This window comes from Mesorhizobium sp. (assembly GCF_017306585.1).
Taxonomy (GTDB): Bacteria; Pseudomonadota; Alphaproteobacteria; order Rhizobiales; family Rhizobiaceae; genus Mesorhizobium.
In genome coordinates, this window is sequence record NZ_JAFKIC010000135.1 from 1 (window position 1) to 21,038 (window position 21,038).

General features: G+C 64.5%; 24 protein-coding genes and 1 riboswitch. Of the genes, 10 read left to right on the forward strand and 14 right to left on the reverse strand.

The genetic code is table 11. From position 1 onward, the window contains the following. Positions 1-135 precede the first annotated feature (135 nt). The 4 genes from J0I79_RS13525 to J0I79_RS13540 all read right to left on the reverse strand — a co-directional run bounded on the left by J0I79_RS13525 (position 136) and on the right by J0I79_RS13540 (position 5,050). Positions 136-2,604 (reverse strand): hypothetical protein, encoded by a 2,469-nt coding sequence (locus J0I79_RS13525; RefSeq protein ID WP_292859007.1) that lies wholly within the window; start codon positions 2,602-2,604, stop codon positions 136-138. Then, positions 2,604-3,203, reverse strand: coding sequence for a hypothetical protein (locus J0I79_RS13530; protein ID WP_292859010.1), 600 nt, complete (start codon positions 3,201-3,203; stop codon positions 2,604-2,606). Before J0I79_RS13530 ends, J0I79_RS13525 begins: the two co-directional genes overlap by 1 nt. A 486-nt stretch (positions 3,204-3,689) precedes the next feature. After that, positions 3,690-4,208 carry a hypothetical protein gene (locus J0I79_RS13535; protein ID WP_292859013.1) on the reverse strand — a complete coding sequence of 173 codons (519 nt, stop codon included), beginning with the start codon at positions 4,206-4,208 and terminating at the stop codon, positions 3,690-3,692. Between the two features lie 557 nt (positions 4,209-4,765). Then, on the reverse strand, positions 4,766-5,050 hold the full coding sequence (locus J0I79_RS13540; protein WP_292859016.1) for a hypothetical protein: 285 nt from the start codon (positions 5,048-5,050) through the stop codon (positions 4,766-4,768). Positions 5,051-5,811: 761 nt separating this feature from the next. On the opposite strand from J0I79_RS13540, the gene J0I79_RS13545 reads away from it, so the two are divergent. Next, positions 5,812-6,771: a hypothetical protein gene (locus J0I79_RS13545; protein WP_292859019.1), complete on the forward strand. Its 960-nt coding sequence runs from the start codon at positions 5,812-5,814 to the stop codon at positions 6,769-6,771. Here the strand turns inward: J0I79_RS13545 and J0I79_RS13550 are convergent. Both J0I79_RS13550 and J0I79_RS13555 read right to left on the reverse strand, forming a co-directional pair. Then, on the reverse strand, positions 6,665-7,375 hold the full coding sequence (locus J0I79_RS13550) for a terminase family protein (RefSeq protein WP_366014388.1): 711 nt from the start codon (positions 7,373-7,375) through the stop codon (positions 6,665-6,667). The genes J0I79_RS13545 and J0I79_RS13550 overlap by 107 nt on opposite strands. Further along, on the reverse strand, positions 7,329-8,489 hold the full coding sequence (locus J0I79_RS13555; protein WP_292859025.1) for an NAD(P)/FAD-dependent oxidoreductase: 1,161 nt from the start codon (positions 8,487-8,489) through the stop codon (positions 7,329-7,331). The genes J0I79_RS13550 and J0I79_RS13555 overlap by 47 nt, the downstream gene beginning before the upstream one ends. Before the next feature lie 65 nt (positions 8,490-8,554). Here J0I79_RS13555 and J0I79_RS13560 point away from each other — a divergent pair, with 65 nt between their 5' ends. Further along, positions 8,555-9,007 (forward strand): MarR family transcriptional regulator, encoded by a 453-nt coding sequence (locus J0I79_RS13560; protein WP_292859028.1) that lies wholly within the window; start codon positions 8,555-8,557, stop codon positions 9,005-9,007. A 206-nt stretch (positions 9,008-9,213) separates the two neighbouring features. Here J0I79_RS13560 and J0I79_RS13565 read toward each other — a convergent pair whose 3' ends face one another. The 3 genes from J0I79_RS13565 to J0I79_RS13575 are packed head-to-tail and all read right to left on the reverse strand — an operon-like array spanning position 9,214 to position 10,634. Further along, positions 9,214-9,843 carry a terminase family protein gene (locus J0I79_RS13565; RefSeq protein WP_292859031.1) on the reverse strand — a complete coding sequence of 210 codons (630 nt, stop codon included), beginning with the start codon at positions 9,841-9,843 and terminating at the stop codon, positions 9,214-9,216. A gap of 22 nt (positions 9,844-9,865) precedes the next feature. After that, entirely contained in the window at positions 9,866-10,264 is a 399-nt protein-coding gene (locus tag J0I79_RS13570; RefSeq protein ID WP_292859034.1) for a hypothetical protein, read from the reverse strand. Then, complete coding sequence (locus J0I79_RS13575) at positions 10,257-10,634, reverse strand: hypothetical protein (RefSeq protein WP_292859037.1); 378 nt, start codon at positions 10,632-10,634, stop codon at positions 10,257-10,259. The genes J0I79_RS13570 and J0I79_RS13575 overlap by 8 nt, the downstream gene beginning before the upstream one ends. 119 nt (positions 10,635-10,753) lie before the next feature. Between J0I79_RS13575 and J0I79_RS13580 the strand changes: the two genes are divergently transcribed. Further along, the gene (locus J0I79_RS13580) at positions 10,754-11,623 is read left to right on the forward strand and encodes a hypothetical protein (protein ID WP_292859039.1); all 870 of its coding nucleotides are present in this window, start codon (positions 10,754-10,756) and stop codon (positions 11,621-11,623) included. A 165-nt stretch (positions 11,624-11,788) separates the two neighbouring features. Here the strand turns inward: J0I79_RS13580 and crcB are convergent, their stop codons facing one another. Next, the gene (crcB, locus tag J0I79_RS13585; protein ID WP_292859042.1) at positions 11,789-12,220 is read right to left on the reverse strand and encodes a fluoride efflux transporter CrcB; all 432 of its coding nucleotides are present in this window, start codon (positions 12,218-12,220) and stop codon (positions 11,789-11,791) included. Between the two features lie 70 nt (positions 12,221-12,290). Continuing rightward, positions 12,291-12,353: riboswitch (Fluoride riboswitch) on the reverse strand. Positions 12,354-12,625: 272 nt separating this feature from the next. On the opposite strand from crcB, the gene J0I79_RS13590 reads away from it, so the two are divergent. Both J0I79_RS13590 and J0I79_RS13595 read left to right on the forward strand, forming a co-directional pair. Further along, positions 12,626-12,895 (forward strand): hypothetical protein, encoded by a 270-nt coding sequence (locus tag J0I79_RS13590; RefSeq protein WP_292859045.1) that lies wholly within the window; start codon positions 12,626-12,628, stop codon positions 12,893-12,895. 158 nt (positions 12,896-13,053) lie between these two features. Continuing rightward, complete coding sequence (locus J0I79_RS13595; protein WP_292859048.1) at positions 13,054-13,359, forward strand: hypothetical protein; 306 nt, start codon at positions 13,054-13,056, stop codon at positions 13,357-13,359. 104 nt (positions 13,360-13,463) lie between these two features. Here the strand turns inward: J0I79_RS13595 and J0I79_RS13600 are convergent, their stop codons facing one another. Further along, positions 13,464-13,892: a DoxX family protein gene (locus tag J0I79_RS13600; protein ID WP_292859051.1), complete on the reverse strand. Its 429-nt coding sequence runs from the start codon at positions 13,890-13,892 to the stop codon at positions 13,464-13,466. A gap of 129 nt (positions 13,893-14,021) precedes the next feature. Between J0I79_RS13600 and J0I79_RS13605 the strand changes: the two genes are divergently transcribed. The 4 genes from J0I79_RS13605 (at position 14,022) to J0I79_RS13620 (ending at position 15,814) form a co-directional block, all read left to right on the forward strand. After that, entirely contained in the window at positions 14,022-14,213 is a 192-nt protein-coding gene (locus J0I79_RS13605; RefSeq protein WP_292859054.1) for a hypothetical protein, read from the forward strand. Positions 14,214-14,805: 592 nt separating this feature from the next. Further along, positions 14,806-15,249 (forward strand): GFA family protein, encoded by a 444-nt coding sequence (locus tag J0I79_RS13610; protein WP_292859134.1) that lies wholly within the window; start codon positions 14,806-14,808, stop codon positions 15,247-15,249. A gap of 72 nt (positions 15,250-15,321) precedes the next feature. Beyond that, a complete protein-coding gene (locus tag J0I79_RS13615; RefSeq protein WP_292859057.1) occupies positions 15,322-15,558 on the forward strand; it encodes a DUF982 domain-containing protein in 237 nt (78 codons plus the stop codon). A gap of 10 nt (positions 15,559-15,568) precedes the next feature. Beyond that, positions 15,569-15,814, forward strand: a complete 246-nt coding sequence (locus J0I79_RS13620; RefSeq protein WP_292859060.1) for a DUF982 domain-containing protein — start codon at positions 15,569-15,571, stop codon at positions 15,812-15,814. 118 nt (positions 15,815-15,932) lie between these two features. Here the strand turns inward: J0I79_RS13620 and J0I79_RS13625 are convergent, their stop codons facing one another. The 3 genes from J0I79_RS13625 to J0I79_RS13635 form a co-directional block, all read right to left on the reverse strand. Beyond that, positions 15,933-16,067 (reverse strand): hypothetical protein, encoded by a 135-nt coding sequence (locus J0I79_RS13625; RefSeq protein ID WP_269750924.1) that lies wholly within the window; start codon positions 16,065-16,067, stop codon positions 15,933-15,935. 89 nt (positions 16,068-16,156) lie between these two features. Continuing rightward, positions 16,157-16,450 (reverse strand): hypothetical protein, encoded by a 294-nt coding sequence (locus J0I79_RS13630; protein WP_292859068.1) that lies wholly within the window; start codon positions 16,448-16,450, stop codon positions 16,157-16,159. A 117-nt stretch (positions 16,451-16,567) separates the two neighbouring features. Continuing rightward, a complete protein-coding gene (locus J0I79_RS13635) occupies positions 16,568-17,095 on the reverse strand; it encodes an MgtC/SapB family protein (RefSeq protein ID WP_292859071.1) in 528 nt (175 codons plus the stop codon). 555 nt (positions 17,096-17,650) lie between these two features. Between J0I79_RS13635 and J0I79_RS13640 the strand changes: the two genes are divergently transcribed. After that, positions 17,651-21,034 carry an autotransporter domain-containing protein gene (locus J0I79_RS13640; protein ID WP_292859074.1) on the forward strand — a complete coding sequence of 1,128 codons (3,384 nt, stop codon included), beginning with the start codon at positions 17,651-17,653 and terminating at the stop codon, positions 21,032-21,034. The last annotated feature ends 4 nt before the right edge of the window (positions 21,035-21,038 follow it).

Consider the following 21,038-nt stretch of genomic DNA (forward strand, 5'->3'; position numbering starts at 1 on the left):
TGGAGTGCGTTCAGCCAAGAATTGGTGCGAGAAAGCAATCGCTATGAGTTGAGATGCTGGCGGGACAGCGCCCCCCTCTGTCCTGCCGGACATCTCCCCCATATGGGGGGAGATCGGCAGCCTCGGCGCCCCATCTTACGGCTCGGCGTCGAACACCGGGGTGAACGCCCGGATCGTGCAGGGCGTCGGGTTGACGTGACGGATGCGCACCCGCCCCTGCCCTTCCCAGCTGTCGTCGATCGGCACCTCGACATTGCCGGTGAACAGCGTTGCCCCGCCGTCGGGCGTCACGATCGAGGGCATGCGCACGGGTTCCCAGCGCCCGCGCATCAGGGACTGCACTTCCAGCCCCGTTGTGTCGGTCTCGAACAGCGACAGGATCACCTTCGCCACTTTCTTGCGGCGGCCGATGAGGGAGCCGTCGCGGCCGCCGACATCGAGCTCCAGCGTGTCGGCGCTTGCCGCATAGGGCAGGCCGAGCTGCCATCGGGCGGCGCTCGCTCCGCCCGGCAAAGTCACCGTGCCACCGCCGCTGACGGTCAGGCCGCGATAGACCTTGCCGTCGGCCAGCACGTCGACGAACTGGCCGGCCAGATGCGCGGCGCCTCCGACTGATGTGACCGCCGCCCCGATATAGGTCAGGCCGCAATCGACCTCGAAGGCATCGGCGACGGCGTCATATTCGAACGGCGCGGTCTTGATCTCGATATAGCGCTTCGTCACACCGCCGATGGTGCGCTTGACGACGAGCCAGAGGTCGTCGTTGCCGGCCTGGCCTGGAGTGACCGCGGCGCTCTCGACCACCGCCCAGCCCGTGCCGTCGAAGCCGCCGCCCAGACGGTGCCGGTGCATGCCGCGCACCTCCTGGCTCGGCTGATGGGTGTAGCCGCCGAGCTCGCCGTTCTCGAGCGGAAACCACAGCAGCGGGTCGGGATCAGTCTGGAAGGCCAGTTCGATCACACCCTGCTTGGGGATATGCTCCGAGACCTGGCCCACGTCATCCGAGGAGAAACGGCTCTGCGCCGTCTGCGTCAGCTCGGCGATCGATCGGCGCGAGCGCGTCACATAGAGGAACGACTGGCCGGCATCGACCGGCCGGATGCGCGCGCAGCCGAAGGTGCGCGAGCGGCGGTTCTTGAAGGAGGACGGCGTCAGAGCCTCGTCTATGCCCGAGCCCGAAAGCGCGCGCACGCCGCCGGACGTGCCGATCAGCAGCGCGCCGTCGGAATCGGCGATCCAAACGATGTCGTTGGCCTGGCCGCCGCCGGCCTGAAGGAATTCGATGGCGTCATCGTCCTTTTCACCCAGGGCGAAATTGTCGAAATCGCCCGTCCTCGACGCATAGACCGAGAAACGGCGGCTGAAGGCCAGGCGTTCCTCATACAGCGAACCGCTTTCGACATACTTGCCGGGGACGAACGTGCCGAGCCGCCAGCGGGTGATTGGCGACAGGTCAGGCAGGGCATGCCCGTACATCGTGACCTGAACGAGGGTTGTGCTGGTTCGCCCGGTGATCTTCGCCCAGCGCCAGATGTTGTCGCCGCCGAGAAGCCGAATGGCTCGGCCGATATCCGAGGTCTGGAACCCCGTGCCGCCATTGATGCCGACGACGGATGAAGCCGTGAGATTGAAAGGCGTCATCAGGGCGCCATCTTCGTTGGGAGCCCATTCGGCCAGCTGCGTGTTTGCGCTGTCAGGGCCACCACCACCCTCCATATCCAGCCGCAGATACTCGAACGGGGTCTTGTTGAAGAAATCGAAATATCGGCGTTCGTAGGGAGACCATCCGATCTGGGCGACTTGCGAATCGATCGTCGTCCAGTTGGTTCCGTTGTTAGACCCCTGAACCACCCACTGTGTCGGCATGTCTTCTGCATTTGCCGCGCCGCCGGATGCCTGCACCCAATAGGCGTTGCAGACCTTTTGCGCGCCGCCGGGTTGCTGGTACTGGACCCAGGCTGTTGTTCCGGAGGACAGGAAAGACAGCGTGCGGCCGTTCTTGTCGAACAATTGCCACGCATTGCCCGTCGCATTCTGGCTGGAGACCGTGCCTGTTGGCGTGGTCAACCCGGTCATCTTCGGGACGAACGAACCGTACGATGCCGGCGTCAGTGTCGTGGAAGTGTCGTTGATGTCGTCATACGGGCCGTCGAGGAACTGGAAGTCGTCGAGCGTCCAGGCGGTGTGCGCCGTGCGCGTCAGCACCTTCGGCGGATAGTTGCGATGGGTGATCCACATCTGGTCGGCCGACTGCACATAGGCGAGCTCGAACAGGTCCGCTTCGAGATAGGGCGACGCCACTTCCACCGTGCCGACGCGGGCGCCATAGGCATAGACGCGGATATACTGGTCGCCGAATTCGAGCGCATAGGCCTGGTCGGCCGAGAAGATGAACGGGATCAGCCGTGTCTTTTTCGCCGAAAGCTTGACCTCGCCGGCGAAATAGGTGCCGCCGCGCTTGCGGATGCCGCCATGCGGCAGCGTCACGAAGTTCTCGCACCGGGCGAGTGCCGCCCGATAGAAATCGAGCGACGCGCGAGCGTGCAAACGCGGACTGATCTCGCCGCGGGTGAAGACGTCCTGAACCGGATAGAGCGACGTCATCAGCGCACACCCCTGCCGTCGCCGCGCTGAAAGGACCAGGAAGCGGTGTAAAGCCGCCCGCCCCGCTGGATCGCATTGGCATTGAAGGCGGCGTCCAGCGCCCGGTCATAGGCCGCGCGGGCGATGTCGATCATCCCTGACTTGTAGGTCAGCGGATGCGCGACCTTGACGGCGAGCGCGGCCACCACCACCTCGGTGAAAAGCGCGTCCCAGTCGTTGGGGTCGGTCAGGTTGGCGACGTAGCGGATGACAAGCGGCCCGGGCTGGTCCGAATAGATCAATCCCGCCTCCTGCCGCCACGAGACCGGCACCCCGTCCGCCTCGCCATTGTGGGTCATCGGCAGCGGGCGCAGGCAGTCGGCCGGCAGTTCATAGGCGAAGTTCAACGTGCAGGCGCTGTTGCCTGTATCCGATGCCGTCACCGTGGCGCGCAGGATCGCGAACACCCAGGCGCATTTGGTCAGCTCGGCCTCGCGCGTCAGGTCGAAATGCAGGTTGAGCAGACGCGCCGCCTTGACGTCCTGGTCGAGACTGTCGATCGGCGCCTCGTCGAGCACGGCGAGCGCCATATTGGCGATGTCGAGTGGTGTGATGGCCATGGGTCGCCTCGTGGTGAATGATTAGGGAAAGAGCTTCTTTCTCCCCGCTCACAGGGAGAAATGCCGGCAGGGCTGAGGGCGGCGCCGGCATCGAAAGCTGGCGCCAATTTCCAAGCGCTGGCGCTGCCCTCACCTGCCTGCCGACATCTGTCAGCGTAGACGGGGCGAGGAGTTCTGCGCGGCCGTAAATCTCAATTTCGGAGAAACGATATTTCTGACCGACGCCAGCCTGGCTGTCTGGGCTGTCTAGAGCCGTTCAGCGTTTCATAGAATCGCTGAAAGGCTCTAACTCTTTGTTTTTACGCAATTCCCTAGGGGAAACCGTTTCATACCTTTCCTGGAATTGCTTTAGTATCCGTCCTCGCTGGCGCAGTAGGTCAGCGTCACGACCTGAGACGGCGCTTCCTGCGCCGCAGCCCCCGCCAGCTTACTTTTGAGATCGAGTCACGCGGGTCGCAACAGACCACAGTGCCTCTGAACCGCTGGCTACTTCTCAGGAAGCGCAATACCTTTCGCCAACTTCAACCATGTTTTTCTGGCGATTTCATAAGTGTCCTCGGTTGTATAACAGATCAACGTAACAACCCCGAAGGGAGCCTCCGAGACGGCCGTCCAGTTCCGGATCAGGCCAGGTTTCCTGAGGCGGACAGAAGATAACGAAACATCCCGGCCATCGATCTTGACGAGCGACGGCTTGTCGATCGCTATGGGATCGAAGCCATAAGTAACACCCCTGGCAATTGTTTCATCGTTGATCTCGTTTCGGTACCGTTCGAAGAACTCATGCGAGTCCAAGCCTGTCGGAGTCGTTGTCGAAACCACGCTGCAATCGCCACCACACGCGTCGGCCATGCATGACAGGAAGATCTTTTGATCCTGAAACTCCGCCTGCCACAAATCATCGCTGTATGTCAGTTTCACGCCCGTGGTGGGTTCGGAGATTTCTCCCGCGAAGACTGACGAGACGACGGAAAGAACGAAAAGGATTGTCGTTGCGGAGCGCATGGAGCTGATTATTTCCTCTGATCTTGAGCTTGAGGCTCTCTTCGAGCAACCTGCCCCAGATCAACCATCCGCGCTAAGCCAAATCAATGTCTCGGGAGGCAAATTTCCGGCTGCGTGCGCGCCTTACCCGACCAGCCATTGCCGCCATATCGGCATGGATAATATCGATAGGACGATGAGAGCACACCAAACCCACCCTAGCCACACCAAGAGCAAACACCACCAGGCAAATCGATCGCCTCGTGCAGCCGCTCGTTTGACGGCGGCATACTTGGCCCAACTCGAAATGGAGTAGAGCGTTGAATACACGGAACCGCCCTTTGGAGGGGCCGCCTCGATTTCCTCGCCGAGAAGATGGCCTCCGTACAATTGGAACGGCGCCGAGAGGACAAGGCTTATCGTGATGGCAAAAAGGAACCAGTTCAAACCAATATTCTCTCGCTGCCGTAAACCCCTATTCTAGCTGCCTTCGAGAATGAAATAGTAACGTCACCCATTACAATTAGACCATTTTATTCAAGAAGCGGGGGCACATTGCCCCCGCCTTTTTGGCCCGGTCAGGCCTCGGTCGTCTTCAGCGCGATGAAGGTCATGTTCTTCACGCTCGATGCCGTGCGGTCCCAGTTCGCCGCCAGCGCCAGCTCCGCGTCGGTGGCGAACTCGCCGGCGGTGGAGGCGTCGAGGAAGCGGGTGCCGGGCACATGCGGCACGAAATGCCGGCGGCCCACCATCTCGGTGACGCCGCCGCCATGGCCCTGGCGCGGCTTGCGGTCGAACTCCAGCGGGCCGCCCTCGGTGTTGACGGGCAGCTCGTTCCACAGGATCGCCTTGTCCTTGAACATGAACGCCGTGTAGGCGCCCTACGGCGCCCCCCTCTGTCCTGCCGGACATCTCCTCCTCAAGGGGGGAGATTGGCTGTCGCGGGCGCCGCGTTCCGGCATGCCCCCCTAGCGCGCTCAGCCCGAAAACCCACCGCAACCGAACCGGCCGCCATCCCCGGCGGCCCATCGCCGCGCGCCCTTCAAACCGCCAGGCAGGAGACAGCCAATGGTCCATGTCATTCCCCTGTCCATCGCCCAGCGCCGGCGTGATCCCGACAAGACGCAGCAAGCTCCTGAGATAACGCCCATAGCCGGCCCTACGCGGGGCTATGCGGGCGATGTCGGGGAACTGACCGCGCATTACCAGCAGCGCATGGCGCAGCAGGAGGCTTTCGACACCGACTTCATCCGCCGCCATTTCGACGGCCAGCTGGCAAAGGCCGAGGACGAGGCGGCGGCGAAGGCGCCGGCCGACGGGCGCGGCCTGCATGACGCCATCTATGGCGAGCTCGACCCCTATACCGGGCAGGTGGCCAAGCCCGGCCTGTTCGACGCCCTGTTCCAGGACATTCTGCGGCAAGTGCCCGAGGGCCAGCGGGCGGATTTCATCCGGCAAGGCTCTGCAACGCGCGAGGCCCGCTCGCTGCGCCTGGCGGCGAGGCAGATCCAACTGCGTGACGCTTACGAGCAGGCCCGGCTCGACACGGTGCTGAACGACAATGCCGCGGCGATCGGCAAGGGTGGAGGCGCAGATCGCCAGGGATCCACAGCGGGCGCTGGATATGCTGACGACCGGAGCGATTACAGACGCTGCCGGCGACGATGCCGCCGGCGACGCGGCCATGGGCTGGATGCTCGCGCCGAGCAGCCTGAAGGCGGCGAAAGGCGACCGTGTCGGGAGACTGACGCCGGATGAAAGGGTGGCGCAGGCGTTTGGCGACACTGCTCCGCCGGATCAGGCCATTCCCCTCGAGGCGATAACCTATCTGAAGCCGGACGATCTCGCGGCGCTGAAGGCTCAGGCCAACAACGCCACAGTGGCTCGGATGATCGGTGCGCATGCGAGAGTCATGCTTGCCGAGCAGAACGCGCCGGCTGTCATCGCCACCACGGGAAAATACCCCGAAGAGGAACCGACGGCGCAGGATTTCGTCAACATCTACGGCTCCGATGAGGGCCCGAGGCGCTTCGATGACTTCCGCATAACGACCGGCGTCGCCAAGGCGTACTCCGACATGTATCCGGCGACGAACCAGGCGATCCATGCCGATCTCCGTGACGCCGAACCCGCGCCCGGCGGTTCGCCGGAAGCGGTTGAACGCTACGAGGTAAAGGCGGCGGCCGCCCGCCTGATCATGCTCGCTCGCGATGCCGATCCCGCCGCCTATGTCAGCCAGCTGTATCGCGGCGATGCTCCGGACTGGAGCAAGCTTGAAACGCCCGAGGATTTCCAGGCCGCCGTCAACTGGGCCCGGGCCGCTCAGCAGCAAATGGGGTTCAGGACGGTGTTGTCCGTCCCGCAGGAATTCTCGGACAGGATGGGCGCCAGATATGTCGATGAAAGCGTGCCGCCGCAGCAGCGCATCATCGAACTGAGCGAGAAATTCAAGGCACTGCGCAACCCTGAAGAGCGCTTCACTTTCGCTTGGCAGATGCTGCCGTCCGCCCTGGCCGGCCTGCGCCGGAACGCGGCAGGCAAACCGAGCCGTCGGGAAACTGCGCATGGCGCGACAGCATGTTGAGCCCATGCGCGGCATATTGCCGGGAAAGCGCGGTGCCCGCCCCTTCCAGCGTTTCGCGGCGGCCGTCGCGCGGCCACGCGAAGGGCAGCCAGTCGCCCCAGGGTTTCAGGGTCAGCGCCTGCATCGCCGGGGTCTGCTGCGAGGCCCTGACGGCTTTTGTGACGTAGACGACGTCCGTTTCGGTGTCCCAGGCGAGTTCGACGGCGGCGGAAGGATGGTCCCAGCCGAAATCGAGCGCGCCGAGCCTCGGCCAGTAGCGCGGCAGCCGGAACGGCTCGCAGGCGATCAACTCCTCGGCCACCGGAAAGATGCGGCCCGAGCCCAGCACCGGAATGCCTTTCGCGCGGGCCTCGCGCTCATGCGCGGGATAGGCGGCCACGATCGCGGCACGTTCCCCCGGCGAATAATGCTCCGCCTCGTCGATGGTCATGAAGGTGACGTGTCGGGACATGGCGGTTTCCTGATTCAGCGTCTGCGCAAATTGGCGTATCGCCTTGTCCACGCACGGTTTTTTCCCGCCACCTGCCGCTGGCCGAACGATAGAAGAGCCATTCCGCTCAGCCGTGAGCGGCAGCTTCCCGCATTTGCGCATGCCGGCGCACATGCTCCAGCGTCAGTTCGGGGCCGATATGCGAAAGCTCGGTCGCGGCCGCTTCGGCCGCATCGGCCGCGGGTTCGATGACGCGCTCGAACATATCGCGCTCGTAGAGCCTGACCGCCTCGCGCCAGTCGCCGGCCTCGACGAGATGGCGCGCAAGCTCGGCGGCGTCGAGCATGGCGGCATTGACGCCCTCGCCGCCGAAGGGCGACATAAGATGGGCGGCATCGCCCAGCAGCGTCACACCGACCCGGTTTTGCCAATGATGGCCGACCGGCAGCGCATGGATGGGGCGCGCCACGATCTGGTCGTTGCTGGCCGCGATCAGCGCCAGGATCTCGGGCGACCAGCCTTCGAACTCCGCCATCAGCCGTGCCCGCGCTGCCGCCGGCGTGGAAAAATCGAAGGTCCGGGCCGCCCAGTCGGCCGGCACGCGGAAGATGGCGTAGCCGCGCAGATGGGCATTGGCGTTGCGCTGGACGATCATGTTCCTGCCATCGCCTTCGACGCCGATCTTGCCGCGACCGACCAGCTTCGAGATCGCCGGGTGTCTGGCGTCGACATCGTCGATGCCGAACTCGATGAAGGTCAGTCCCGAATACTGAGGGCGATAGCGCGACACCAGCGGGCGCACGCGCGACCAGGCGCCATCGGCGCCGACGACCAGATCGAACGGCCCCAGCAGATCAGGGCCGAAGGCAAGGTCATAGGCGCCGTCCGGGCGCGCATAGACTTCACGCAGGTCCCTGCCCCATTGCACGGTGCCTTCGGGCAGCGAGGCAAGCAGGATCTCGCGCAGCGCCGAGCGGTCCACCTCGGGGCGATCTCCGCTGTCGTCGTCATCGGCCACTATCAGCTGACCGTTCTTGTCGTAGAGCCGGCTGCCCTGGTCCTCGTAGCGCGCGATGCGCAGGAATTCCTGTTCCAGCCCGGCGCGCCGCAGCGCCAGCTGGCCGGACTCGACATGCAGGTCGAGCGTGCCGCCCTGCGGGCGGAACAGCGCATGCTCCTCGCGCTCGAAGACGGTCGCGGCGATGCCGTTGATATGGAGAATGCGGGCCAGCGTCAGCCCGGCCGGGCCGGCGCCGATGATGGCGATGCGTGGGGTCGTTGCGGTCATGGACAGAGGTCTCGCAGTGAATTATATAGGAGCCTATATAATATCCATAGGTACCTATGCAACCCATGATCGACTGGAATCTGTTCTCGGACCCCGCCCCGCTCGTCAACATGGCCTCGCGCAGCTTCGCCCGCCTGGGCGAACGTCGCGTCAAGCCGTTCGGTTTCTCCATCGGCCAGTTGCCGGTCGTCTATCTGCTGCGCCATGGCGGCGCGATGTCGCAAAGAGATCTCGCGCGCCTCGCCAAGATCGAGCAGCCCTCCATGGCGCAAGTGTTGTCGCGCATGGAGCGCGACGGGCGCGTGCGCCGATCGCCCGATCCCGCCGACGGCCGCAGCCAGTTGATCTCGCTCACCGAAGCGGCGCTTGAGAAACTGCCCGCAACGCGCACGGCCCTGGAGCAAGGCAAGGAGCGCGCCTTGGCCGGCTTCAGCGAAGACGAGGTTCGGATGCTGGTCGGCCTGCTGAGGCGGCTGAACGAGAACCTCGATCAAATGGTGGCGCGGGAAGTGGAGTGAGTGCTCGCAAGACTTGGGTTCCTCGCCCCCATCGCAGATGGGGGAGAGGTGGCGCGGCGAAGCCGCGACGGAGAGGGGGAATCGCGCGAACCAGGCAAGCAGGGCTTCACCTTGTCGACCCGGCGCCTTACGAAGCCCCCGCTCCGTCCGCTTCGCGGCCACCTCTCCCCCGCTCTGCGGGGGCGAGGAACCCAAATCCTGCAACCTCACCCCTTGCCCATCCCCTCCACATCCGCCGCGCTCAAGAACAGCAGCACCACATCGCTCATCCCGAGCAGCGGCGTGAAGGTCACGATCGTGATCCCGCCTGTGGCGTTGGTGCGGGTCAGGCCTTCGGAATAGATGTCGATCGGCGGCTCCTCGTCGAACCACACGCCGTGCAGGGTCTCGCCCTGCCATTTCTCGCGGCCCTTCTCGAAACTCTTGAATGACAGCACGCTCTCGCCGGCCTGCACGTCGCCGCCGCCGCCATGGCGCACCACCACGCTGTCGAGCGCGCCGGGCGCGCCGCGGCCCATGATGGTGTCCGAAATGGCATCGGCCGGGATCATGCCGGTGCCCCAGGCGGATTGCTGCTGCGGCGGGCCGACCAGCACGCGCTGCGGATTGTCGCGCGTGCCCTCGCCGGTCACGCCGGCGGCCCACAGCCTGACCGCGTTGTCGAACACCTTGCCTTGCCACCACGCGGGATAGCGGCCGGTGAGATGCATGGCCCACTCCGCGCCGCCCGCCCTCGTCTTGCCGAGCTGGTTGCCGGCCATGAACAGGCGCTCGCGGTTTTTTGCGCCCGCCGCGTGAAATTCGGCCTGGCGTTGGTACGGCTTGTAAGCGGCCAATTGATTGCGGCTGCGCCGGCGCTCAAGCTCCGTCAGCAGCGCCAGATATTCCGCCCTGGCCGGAATGATCGACGGGTCCGTCGAGGAACGGCCGGAGGATGGCTTCGAGGGCCCGGATGCGGCTGCGGATCTCCTCATCGCTGAGCGTGTCCATTTGGTTGATGGCGGCATCTATGTCCTTGGGCAGCACCGAGAGCACGATCTTGAGATACTGGTCCGGCTTGTCGGCCCGCACCTCGGCGATGACGCCGGCGCCATGGGCGCGGAAATCGGCGCAAACGACGGCGAGAAAATCATCACCCAGCGTCTTTTTCGCGCGTTTGGGGCGAGGTTTGGTCGCGGCGGCCGGCGGCCTGTCGACTGGCTTGCGCCGCACGGCCCGTGCCTTGCGGGGCGGCCCGGCATCGGTTTGGTCAGTCATGGACCGGCGCCACGCTATCGGCCTCGCCGGCACCAATCGCCGGCTTCTGCCTTGGCGGCTTTTTCGGCCCGGCGGGCTTCTTGCGCCTCTTGGCGGCTTTCTTCTTCGCGGGCTCCACGGGCCTTGCCGTTCCGGCAGGCTTCGTGGCCTTGAGCCGCGCCATGGCGAGGCCGACGAGCTGCCCGCCGATCGCGGCCTGCGGAAAGCCGAAGCCGCCGGCGACATTCCGCACCATGCCGATGAGCACACCGGGCATGACCGGCTCGATACGCCCCAGCCGCGCTTGCGGTGCCGCGCCCTCGAATTCGCCGATGGCGCTGACGATCTCGAGGCCGTCGTCATTGGTGATGATGGTGGCATAACGGGGCATGGGATCTCTCCTCACGGCGACGGCCTTCAATGTCGATACCGGGATCCAGAACCGGACTTGCCGAGATATCCCGGCCTTGAGTACCTTGGCTGTCTGAGAATTCGCGAGGGGGGAGTTCCGTGGGACCATCGTCGACTCCAGCAAGGCTTGGCACGCCTCGAGCGCTCGTCGGCCTGATCGTGCTGTCGGCCCTCGTCGTCCCCTTATCTGCCTCCGGGACAAGGGCGCAGGCCAGCTCCGCCCAGCCAGGCTCGGACTGTACGGTAAGCCAAGCCGGATCAGTCTGCTTCGGAGAACAGCATTCCATCGCCCTGGATGCGAAGGGAGAGATCGATCTCCTGAACCAGATGTGGCAGCAAGGCTGGCGCGGAGTGAACCCTCTGCGCAATCTGCACCACGGCGTGATCGACGGGAATGTCTGGGAATATGTCGGCTTCACCTGGAAGAACACCGTGGAGTACGAGGCCAACCCGATCGAGAAAGCGGATCATATTTCAACGCCGGAAGGATTTACCTTCTGCGGTTACAGGATAGTCGAAATCAGCATGAACAATGGCGACCTGATCATCGTACCCAGGGACGAAGACATCCTGGTCAATTTCGATGTAAAGCCGCATGGTGACACATTCAACCAGACCAGGGCCTGGCTGAATTTTGGTGTTCAGGCTCGATACTACAAGAAACTTCGGGCAGACGCGCAGCCGCCCACCGACTGCCAGGACGCATATTGGCGCACGATTCCCTACGTAAGCTCCAACATAACGTCGCCGCCCAGCGGCCGCCTTCCGGCTCAAAACGAGCCGCTGACAATGGCGATCCTGGGCGAAGGCGCCACGCAAGGATCCGCATGCGGCCATGCCGAGCAGAATGCCCGCATCGATGCGGCCAAGACGAACCAGACCGTCACCGGTATCGGAGCCTGCCAATGCACGCAGGACGACTCCAGGCAGCTTTGGGTCTGCAAGCTCCCCTACGCGGTTTCGCGATGATTTCGACCGGTCGCCTGCCCCCGGCACGGCCGATACCGGCATCCATTCAAGACAAAACCCGCCACGGCGGCGGGTCACTGGCGCAAATCAGCACCGTGGCTCTAAATGTACCATGGCTGCCCTCAGCGGTCAACAAAAAAAGGAACAAATTCCTATCAACCACCCCTAAGCCTCCTCCTCGATCACGCTCTGCGCGATCTGGGCCGCGCCGCCATTGATGCGGGCGGCGATGACATGGCCGAGCGCCACCGCCCCCACGCACAGCACCACCGACAGGCCGACGTTCAGCGCCGCCCGACCAAACCCGCCGGCGCGCAGCAGGTCCAGCGTCTGCAGGCTGAAGGAGGAGAAAGTGGTATAGCCGCCACACAGCCCGATCATCACGAACAGGCGCAGGCTGTCGGAAGCCGGATAACGCCCGCCGGCGAGCGTCAGCGTGCCGAAGAAGCCGATCAGCAGCGAGCCGCTGATGTTGATGATGATGGTGCCCCAGGGCAGCTGGCTGCTCACCGGCAGCGCCCAGGTGGAGACGAGATAGCGCGCCAGCGTACCGAGCGCACCGCCGGCCATGACGATAAGACAGTTCGAAAAAGACATGCTCGATCCTCTGTTGAGGCGAGCATGAAGCCCGCCATGGCGGCGGGATCGACAGACTCCCACCGCGGTTTTCGCGGCAGGAGTCATCAGCCATCACTGGCGGTTTCGGGAGAACTCCATTCCCATCACTGGCAAGATGCCAGAGCTCCGGGCATCCGGCAAGGTGGCGCAGGCAAGCTTGGCGGGAGGCTGAAAACAAAAAACCCGCCTCGGCGGCGGGCCGTCGGCGCAAATCAGCACCATGAAGAAATCATAGCACAAATGCCCTCACCCGGCAATCGAACGGGCCGCTGGGCAACCGAACAACCCCTCCTTCGCTAGCCGGCTTTTCAGGAACCGGCAGCTGTGAGACCATCGGACAAGCTCATGGAATGATTCCCGTCACGGCCTTTATGGGAGAGGACGATGGACAGACCAGCCATGGCATCCGTGTATCGGATGCGGCATGCTCCAGCCACGGTCTCCGGTGTGCGCAGCACCGGCCAGGGCCAGGCCGATCCGGTGATCCGGGTCAACTCGCTGGGCGAAGCGGTGCACTTCCTCGCCAACGCCTACCCCAACTATGACATCAGCGGCGCGACGGTCACCTGCGGCGATCCATCGATCCCGCGCCTCGACAGCCTCGAGGTCAAGGCGGTCTGGCGCGAATATGGCGAGCGGCTGACCCGGGAATAGTCTTCTCCATCCGCATCCAGTTCCTGGCGCCTTCACCATCACCGTCATACTGGTCCTGCTGTTCGCCGACAGGATCTGACGCGGCGCGCTTTGCCCCGGCTTCGGATCGGAAACGGCGCTGACGCGTTTCTTCTGCGATCAATGAGGGAGAACCACCCATGAACGTCGCCAATCTGCAACTCGAAGGCCTGCTGATGGCCGTCGCCTCGATCAACCATGTCCTGGTGCGCAAGGGCGTGCTGACGACGGAGGAGATCGACATCGCACTGCGCAAGGCGGAAGCCTCGGAAACCGGCGAGGAGCGATCCGGCGGCATGTCGGCATCGAGCCGCGACGCCGTCAACTTCCCGATACGGCTGCTGGAACTCGCCAACCAGTGCCAGCCGGAAGCGGACATGCCTTCCTTTTCGAAGCTGGCCCGCATGGTCGGCCAGATGAAGGAACCCTACAACGACCAGATGTGAGGGGATACCGACTTAGGCCCGGAGGTCCCTGGATGGCCCCGTTCGCCATCGCCGTTTCGGCCCTCACGCTCGGGTCGAACACGCAGCAGTTATCCCGTTCGAACTCACGCTCGACCTGGCCATCCCAGGTTCAGCGCCAGCGCCCTTCCCGGTCCATGGACGGCGGCAAACAGCAGTCCGGCCAGGAACGAGAAATGGTCGACGAAGAACCCGAACTCGGCCTGGTTGCCGGCCCAGTGGCTGGGCCCGTGGAAGGCGAAGGCCAGGAACAGCACATAGGCCGCCGCGACGAGAGCCGCCTGCGTGAAGAAGGCGCCGCTCAGGAAGCACAGCACCAGCGCCACCTCCAGGATTGCCGCGCACCAGGCAAGAAACAGCGGGAACGGAAAGCCGGCGGCGGCGATGAAGCCGGCGGTAGCCTCCATGCCCAGGAATTTGAAGGTCACCGCCATCAGGAAGACAGCAGCGAAGATCAGGCGGGCGACGAGAAGAGCCGTGGTCTGCCACGGCGATTGAGCGATTTGCGACGACATCGGGGGTTCTCCGGTTTCATATGCCCCAAGGACGTGTCGCCCGACGCGCATCCGACATGCCGGTGAAGTTTTTCGTCGTTTGCCGGCTGATGGTATAGTGTTGCGACTTCCAGGAGGGGGGAATCAGGCATGGCCAAGAGCTTGAGCATCGGCGCGCCGCAACATCCGGTGACTGGCGCCGCCTATGAGCAGGATTGCCGGGACATGCTCTTGCCTCATCTCGAGGCCCTGCTCGACAAGGTCGAGGCCGCGGGCTGGGACCGCGTGCAAGCGGCGACGGCCCTCATGTATCTGTCGGCCAAAAGGCTGAAGCCGGCCTGAGGCGAAGCTCGCTCGGCACGCCTTTCCGACCGTCCTTCTTACGAATCTTTAATGATCGCGAAACTTGTCCGTAACCCTGATCGTGCTATTGTTAGCTGGGGCTAATGCACAGCTATGTCTGTGCACGATATGGGTGGGCTAGGAATTGGGCGCGAGCGTCAGATTGGGGACGAAGTCCTATCTGGTCCGGTCACCGGTGCTGGAGTGCAGCGGTTGCGGCGGCACGGGGCAGGTGTTCCACTGCCCGCGCTGGACAAGCTCCAACGGCCTCTGCTGCCCGGCCGGCACGCATCAACGCGGCTGCCCGGGCGCCAGCGCCCCCTGTGCCGAATGCGGCGAAGCCACCAGCCACGACGCCGAACCTCTCCATCCCCAGGCCTGACAACCAGCTTTGCGCCCCTGCCACGGGGGCGCGGCATGTCATTCCCGATTTCGAACCCTGGCCAGCGAAATAGCGGACGAGCATCTGTCCCGCCCGGCCCGTGGCATGCCAGACTGACAACCGCCGCCGACATATACTCCCCGCGGAGCGAGGCTACCGGCGAACCAGAATCGGCGACAATGGAGGGCCGCACCCATGTCCGGCACCATCATGTCCGACACCAATCGCAGGACCGGCAGTTGCCTGTGCGGCGGCGTGCATTTTGTCGTCACCGGGCAGCCGACGCGGGTCGGTCTCTGCCATTGCAAGGATTGCCGCAAGGCCGGCGGCTCGGTCTATTCAGCCTTCGCCATGTGGCCGCGCGCCGCGTTCGAGACTTCGGGCGAGGTCGCCAGCTACGGCACGCGCAGCTTCTGCCCGACCTGCGGCAGCCGCGTCGCCTGGGTCGACGACAAGGAGGCCGAGGTGATGCTCGGCAGCCTCGACGTGGTCCCGACCGACCTCGTGCCGGACTATGAATTGTGGATCATCCGGCGCGAACCGTGGCTTCATGCCTTGCCCGGCGCCGAACAGTTCGAACGGGACCGTCCGGCGCAGGAAAGTGCCGACCCGGCCCAGCCAGGGTCTCTTTCGGACGCTGCTCCCGGCGATTGAAAATGATCTTTCGGGGGCGGAACCCTGCCCTGCCAACGACGTTATCCGGCGCCCCCATCATGGAGACGACCGTTGAACGACAAGATGTTTCCCCGACCGATCCGGCTGAAATTCGCGCCTGAGCGGGAGCGCATCGTGCGCAGCGCCTGGGAAGGACTGGAGTGCCTTGATGACTGGCCGGCCGGCCAGGGCCGCGAGTACCGGGCGGCCTTGCGCAGCTGCCGCGACGCCCTGGATGGTTGGGCGCCGCCGGAAAAAGCCATGCAGGCGATGATCCATGCCGCCCGCGAAGCGCGCATCCTGCAGTAACGGAAAGCTGATGACCGCTTCGACGTTATCGGCGCCGATCCGCATCAGACCGCACGGCTCGGCCGCGATCCGCGACGTGGCCACCCTTGAGGACGCCAACCAGATCCTCATAGACTGGCCGCACGCAAAACGCGGTCCGTTCTACCAGACCGCCCGCGAAAAGGTCGAAGCGGCGCTGGAGAACAGCCAGGCCGCGGCTCAGGCCCAGGAGGCATTCACAGCGCTCTGCGATCATGCCGGTGTCCTGGTTCGCTGAAGCGGAGCGTTCCCGCCCAATTCCAATCAGCCCTGATCCCTGAAATGACCAAAGGAAAAGCCAGGCGGCCGGATCGCCTGGCTTTTTCTCGTTGGACCTGATTGTGATCCCAGTCCCGCTATTTGGCGGGCAGGTCCCCATCCACGATCGGGTGCGAGGCTTCAAACCCGAAGCTCTTCGGCGCCATCAACATCAAGGCTATCACGATAGCGATCGAAGCAAGAAAAGTGGCGGTGCTGGCGATGTCTCTCACGGGTCCCGTCCTTGCGAATTCAATTCGTAAACAAAACGTTTCCCACGATGCCGGGTTCCACGGCCCGGCGATTGGGCTGACAACCGGGCCTACTGCTTGGGCGGTTGGGCAGGCACCTGCCCCGGCTTGATGACAGGCGTGTTGCCTTGGTCGGGCGCGGGCGCCGCCATGCCCTGGTCGCCGGTCGCCGGCGGCTTCAACACACCGCCGCAATCATTGAGCTTTTCGCTGAGATCGCCGCCACCGGGCTGCTGCTTGCCGCCCTGATCGGTCTGGACGCGGCATTTGTCCGCCGGCCGGGCCTCTTGCTGATCCGTCTGGGCCAGCGCCGGCCCTGTCAGCGACAGGATCAAGGCGCATGATGCAATGGCGAGAGGTTTCATCTCGGCTTCCTTTCTCGAGCGGCCGCGGTGGCGGCGAATTCCCTTCACAGGGTCAACGCCAGCGGGCCGAAAAGGTTGTCGGCCAAAACTCTCCGAGCCGAATCGCCGTGACGGAGCCTAGCCACGCGGTTTCCTGGCGGAAGCCGGTTTGGACGCTTTCTGGCCCTCCTCGCCGACCTCGACCGGAAGTTGGAAGCGATGCAGCAATCCGGCCACGGTGAGCACGATCAGCGTGGCAAGACCGGCTACCTGCCAAAGTCCCAGGCCGCAGGCGACACCGATCGCGCCGGCCAGCCACATGCCCGCGCCGGTCGTCAGCCCCTGGACCTCGCCGCGTGAAAACAGGATCGAGCCGGCGGCGAGGAAGGCGACACCAGCCGTAACCGCCTCGACCACCCGGATCGGATCGACCTTGACAGACGACTGCGCGAACATCGGCGCGTGGATGATCTCGATCGTCAGTATGCCGAAAGTGGCTGCCGCCACGCAGATGAGAATATGGGTGCGCAACCCGGCCGGGCGATTGCGCCACTCGCGTTCGAAACCGATGACCGCTCCATAAAGCGTCGCCAGTAACAGCCGCGCCGCGATGACCGGAAACGACGTGTAGGTGGGATGGCCGAATTCCTCGACGAGCTGTTCCATCTTGGTCCCCTGAGCGCTGACGTTCCCAACGTGGCCGCACCGGGACAGTTCCCGCACGAGGCTTGAAATCGGCGACAGCTGGTCAAATCAGGCCTTGCCGGGCCGCCCCCACAGCGCCTGAAATCACAAGCCGCGGCCGTGCAAGCAGTGCCTGTCGGGCCGGCGGAACCAGCCGTTTCTCCGCCTCCAGGCATCTGGTTCGCCGGCAAACCGGCAGGCAGATTTCGACTCGATTTCAATAAGATATGAGAGATTCCTAATTTACAAAAATCTGGTCCAACCAGAATCGCGCCCTGGGCTCGGTTTGGGGTTGCGCTCACGGAAATTTGAAGCAATAAAAGTCTCGGCCTTTGGGGGTCTTGGTTCGGGGTGCTTAGCTTTTCCGGTGGTTGCCGTTCTTGGCCGTAAGGCCAGTCGGGACCGCCCGGGCGCATATCGCTTCATCAAGGTACGGCTGCAAATCTTGGGCGCCTGTCGTTGCGGCAGGCTGGTTCGTCGCGTCGACCGTGAAGGGTCGTCCGGCAAGAGGGTGGGGTATTTTTCATGAATTTTGGCATGAATTTTGTTGGCATGAATTTTCTTGGCAAGACGCGCTCGAAAGGCGAGCGCAAGATCGTCGCCTTGCTGGCAAGCACCGCTCTGGCGGGCGCAGCGCTCACCATTTCATCTCCTGCCCATGCTGTGGATGCGATCTGGGGTGGTCTTGGATCCACGCCCACGGACAACGCATACGGCACCGCCAACAACTGGAGCACCCAGTCGGCGCCGACGAGTGCCGGATCCACGGCCGTGTTCGAGGGCCCCGGCCCCTATACGGTTGTCGTCACGGGAACCGTGACGCCGGACAGCTGGTCCATTTCCGGCCCGAATTCCTACAGCATATCAGGCGGCACGGTGAACTTCAGTACGACTGCCGGCCTGACCAACACGTCCTCCGCCAACCAGTCCATAAACACCATCCTTGGCGGCGCGGGCGCAACGGTGACGCAGAATGGCGCCGCCACGCTGACGCTCTCCGGCATCAACACCTACACCGGCGCCACCACCATCAGCGCCGGCAAGCTGGCGCTTTCGGGCTCCGGCAGCATTGCGAGCTCCAGCGGCGTTTCCGTCACCGGTATTTTCGATATCTCCGCCACCACCACCGGCGCCTCGGTGCAGACGCTGACCGGGACAGGCGATGTGGTGCTGGGATCCAAGACGCTGACGATCACCGCCGCCTCGGGCGACTATGCCGGCGTCATGAGCGGCACCGGCGGCGGCCTTTCGATCAATGGCGGCTCGCAGACGCTCAGCGGATCAAACACTTATACCGGCGCGACCGTGATCGGCGCCGGCACGACGCTGGCCTTGTCGGGTTCCGGCAGCATCGCCGCATCGAGCAGCGTCCAGGCCAGCGGCACGCTGGACATCTCGGCCACGACCAGCGGCGCCTCGATCAAGACGCTGACCGGCGGCGGCAAGGTCGTGCTGGGATCCAGGACCCTGACCATCACCGCGGCATCCGGCAATTTCGTCAACATCATCGACGGCGCGGGCAGCCTCACCATCGCCGGCGGCACGCAGAAGCTCGACGGGATGAACACCTTCACGGGCAAGACGACCATCGACAGCGGCGCAACGCTGGCCCTGACCGGCAATGGCCGTGTCGACAAGTCGAGCGGCGTCGAGGTGAACGGCACGTTCGACGTCTCCGCCGCGACGGGCGCGAACATCAAGGCGCTGACCGGCAGCGGCACGGTCGAGCTCGGCGCAACCTCGCTCATGCTCAGCGCAGCATCGGGCACGTTCTCCGGCGCCATTCATGGCACAGGCGGCATGAGCGTCAGCACCGGCACGCAGATCCTGACCGGTGAAAACGACTTCACCGGCGGCGTCGGCATTTTCAGCGGCGCCACGCTCCAGATCGGCGACGGCGGAACCACCGGCTCCATCGTCGGCAGTGTCACCAACTATGGCACGCTGGCCTTCAACCGGTCGGATGAATTGACCTATGCCGGCAATCTCACCGGACCGAAAACCGGCCTGGTAACGGTAAGCGGCGGCGGCAAGATCATTCTGACGGGCTCAAACAGCGGCAACGGCGCCGTCATTGCCTCCGGCAGCACCTTGCAATTCGGCGACGGCGGCACCACCGGCTTGCTCGGCGGGGTCAATCCCGGCGGCATCTCCAATTCAGGCGCGCTCATTTACAACCTCACGGGTCAGCAGCAATGGCGGGGTGTCCTTAGCGGCTCCGGCACCATCGAGCAGGCCGGCAGCAATTCGCTGACCCTGACCGGCGACAGCTCCGGCTTCACCGGCAGCACCACCGTTTCGTCCGGCTCGCTGATCGTCGGCGTCAAGGGCGTCGGCAAGCTGGGCGGCGATGTCCAGGTCAAGTCCGGAGCCAGCCTCGGCGGCTCGGGCACGATCGGCGGCGACGTCACCATCCTGTCGGGCGGCAAGCACGTCATCGGCGACGCCAGCGGCACGCCGATAACGCCCGCCCAGACGGTCAGCGGTGATTATGCCAACCATGGTATTCTCGAGATCGAAGGTTCGCCCACGGCCAGTGACAAGCTGACCGTCGGCGGCACGGTCGACATTACCGGCGCGACGCTGAAACTGTCGCTGTCACCCGCCACGGCCGCGAGCTGGAACCCGCTCAGCGGACCGTTCACGATCATCGACAAGCAGAGCGCGGGCACTGTCACCGGCACCTTCGCCTCGATCCAGAACAATCTCCTGTTCCTCGACGAAACCATCGACTATGCCGGCGGCGACGGCAACGATGTCACCCTCAGCCTGTCGCGGAACGACCTTTCCGTCGGCGACGTCGCCGACACGGCCAACCAGCGCTCCGTGGGCGAAGCCGTCGACCAGCTCGGCACCGGCAATCCGCTGGGGCTCGCGATCCTGCTGCTCAGCGACGAGGAACAAGCCCGCCTGGCGCTGGACGCCATCTCCGGTGAGGCGCAGGCCTCGCTGAAGGGCATGTTCGTCCAGGACGCCCACTACATCATGGACGCCGCCACCAACCGTGTCCGCTCCGCCATCGACGGTGTCGCCACCGCGTCGATCCCGGTCATGGCCTATGGCGAGGGCGGCCCGGAACTGGTCGCCGCCAACAGCAGCCGCTTCGTCGTCTGGGGCCAGGCCTTCGGCTCCTGGGCCACCATCAAGGGCGACGGCAATGCCGCCGGCCTCGACCGCTCCACCGGCGGTTTCATCGCCGGCGGCGACGGCGCCATCGGCGACGCCTGGCGCCTGGGCGTGCTCACCGGCTACAGCCATTCGTCCTTCCACGCCGATGACCGCGCCTCTTCCGGCTCCAGCGACAACTATCATCTGGGCGTCTATGGCGGCGGCCAGTGGGGCGCCTTCGGCCTGCGCGGCGGCGCCGCATACAGCTGGCACCGCATCGAGACCGGACGCACCGTCGGCCTGCCCGGCTTTGCCGATGCGCTGACGGCGAACTACGATGCCGGCACCGCGCAGGTCTATGGCGAGGCGGGCTATCGCATCGACACGCAGCAGGCCGCGTTCGAGCCCTTCGCCAATCTCGCCTATGTCAACCTGCACACGGACGGCTTCACCGAAACCGGCGGCGCCGCGGCGCTGACGGCATCGGCTTCCAACACCGACACCACCTTCAGCACGCTGGGCATCAGGGCTTCGACCGACTTCTCGTTGAGCGGTGTCCCCGTCACGGCACGCGGCACGCTTGGCTGGCGTCACGCCTTCGGCGACGTGACCCCGACCTCGACGCTGGCCTTTTCGGGCAGCGACGCGTTCTCGATCGCCGGCACCCCGATCGCCCGCGATGCGGCGGTCATCGAGGCCGGCCTCGATTTCGCGGTCACCGGCAAGGCGACGCTTGGCCTGACCTATTCCGGCCAGTTCGGCAACGGCTCCAGCGACAACGGCTTCAAGGCCAGGCTCGGCGTGGAGTTCTAATCAG

Coding starts and splice junctions, on each gene's coding strand:
- J0I79_RS13525 (WP_292859007.1), bottom strand. CDS start 2,604: ATGACGTCGCTCTATCCGGTTCAGGACGTCTTCACCCGCGGCGAGATC.
- J0I79_RS13530 (WP_292859010.1), bottom strand. CDS start 3,203: ATGGCCATCACACCACTCGACATCGCCAATATGGCGCTCGCCGTGCTC.
- J0I79_RS13535 (WP_292859013.1), bottom strand. CDS start 4,208: ATGCGCTCCGCAACGACAATCCTTTTCGTTCTTTCCGTCGTCTCGTCA.
- J0I79_RS13540 (WP_292859016.1), bottom strand. CDS start 5,050: ATGTTCAAGGACAAGGCGATCCTGTGGAACGAGCTGCCCGTCAACACC.
- J0I79_RS13545 (WP_292859019.1), top strand. CDS start 5,812: ATGCTGACGACCGGAGCGATTACAGACGCTGCCGGCGACGATGCCGCC.
- J0I79_RS13550 (WP_366014388.1), bottom strand. CDS start 7,375: ATGTGCGCCGGCATGCGCAAATGCGGGAAGCTGCCGCTCACGGCTGAG.
- J0I79_RS13555 (WP_292859025.1), bottom strand. CDS start 8,489: ATGACCGCAACGACCCCACGCATCGCCATCATCGGCGCCGGCCCGGCC.
- J0I79_RS13560 (WP_292859028.1), top strand. CDS start 8,555: ATGATCGACTGGAATCTGTTCTCGGACCCCGCCCCGCTCGTCAACATG.
- J0I79_RS13570 (WP_292859034.1), bottom strand. CDS start 10,264: ATGACTGACCAAACCGATGCCGGGCCGCCCCGCAAGGCACGGGCCGTG.
- J0I79_RS13575 (WP_292859037.1), bottom strand. CDS start 10,634: ATGCCCCGTTATGCCACCATCATCACCAATGACGACGGCCTCGAGATC.
- crcB (WP_292859042.1), bottom strand. CDS start 12,220: ATGTCTTTTTCGAACTGTCTTATCGTCATGGCCGGCGGTGCGCTCGGT.
- J0I79_RS13590 (WP_292859045.1), top strand. CDS start 12,626: ATGGACAGACCAGCCATGGCATCCGTGTATCGGATGCGGCATGCTCCA.
- J0I79_RS13595 (WP_292859048.1), top strand. CDS start 13,054: ATGAACGTCGCCAATCTGCAACTCGAAGGCCTGCTGATGGCCGTCGCC.
- J0I79_RS13600 (WP_292859051.1), bottom strand. CDS start 13,892: ATGTCGTCGCAAATCGCTCAATCGCCGTGGCAGACCACGGCTCTTCTC.
- J0I79_RS13605 (WP_292859054.1), top strand. CDS start 14,022: ATGGCCAAGAGCTTGAGCATCGGCGCGCCGCAACATCCGGTGACTGGC.
- J0I79_RS13610 (WP_292859134.1), top strand. CDS start 14,806: ATGTCCGACACCAATCGCAGGACCGGCAGTTGCCTGTGCGGCGGCGTG.
- J0I79_RS13620 (WP_292859060.1), top strand. CDS start 15,569: ATGACCGCTTCGACGTTATCGGCGCCGATCCGCATCAGACCGCACGGC.
- J0I79_RS13630 (WP_292859068.1), bottom strand. CDS start 16,450: ATGAAACCTCTCGCCATTGCATCATGCGCCTTGATCCTGTCGCTGACA.
- J0I79_RS13635 (WP_292859071.1), bottom strand. CDS start 17,095: ATGGAACAGCTCGTCGAGGAATTCGGCCATCCCACCTACACGTCGTTT.
- J0I79_RS13640 (WP_292859074.1), top strand. CDS start 17,651: ATGAATTTTGTTGGCATGAATTTTCTTGGCAAGACGCGCTCGAAAGGC.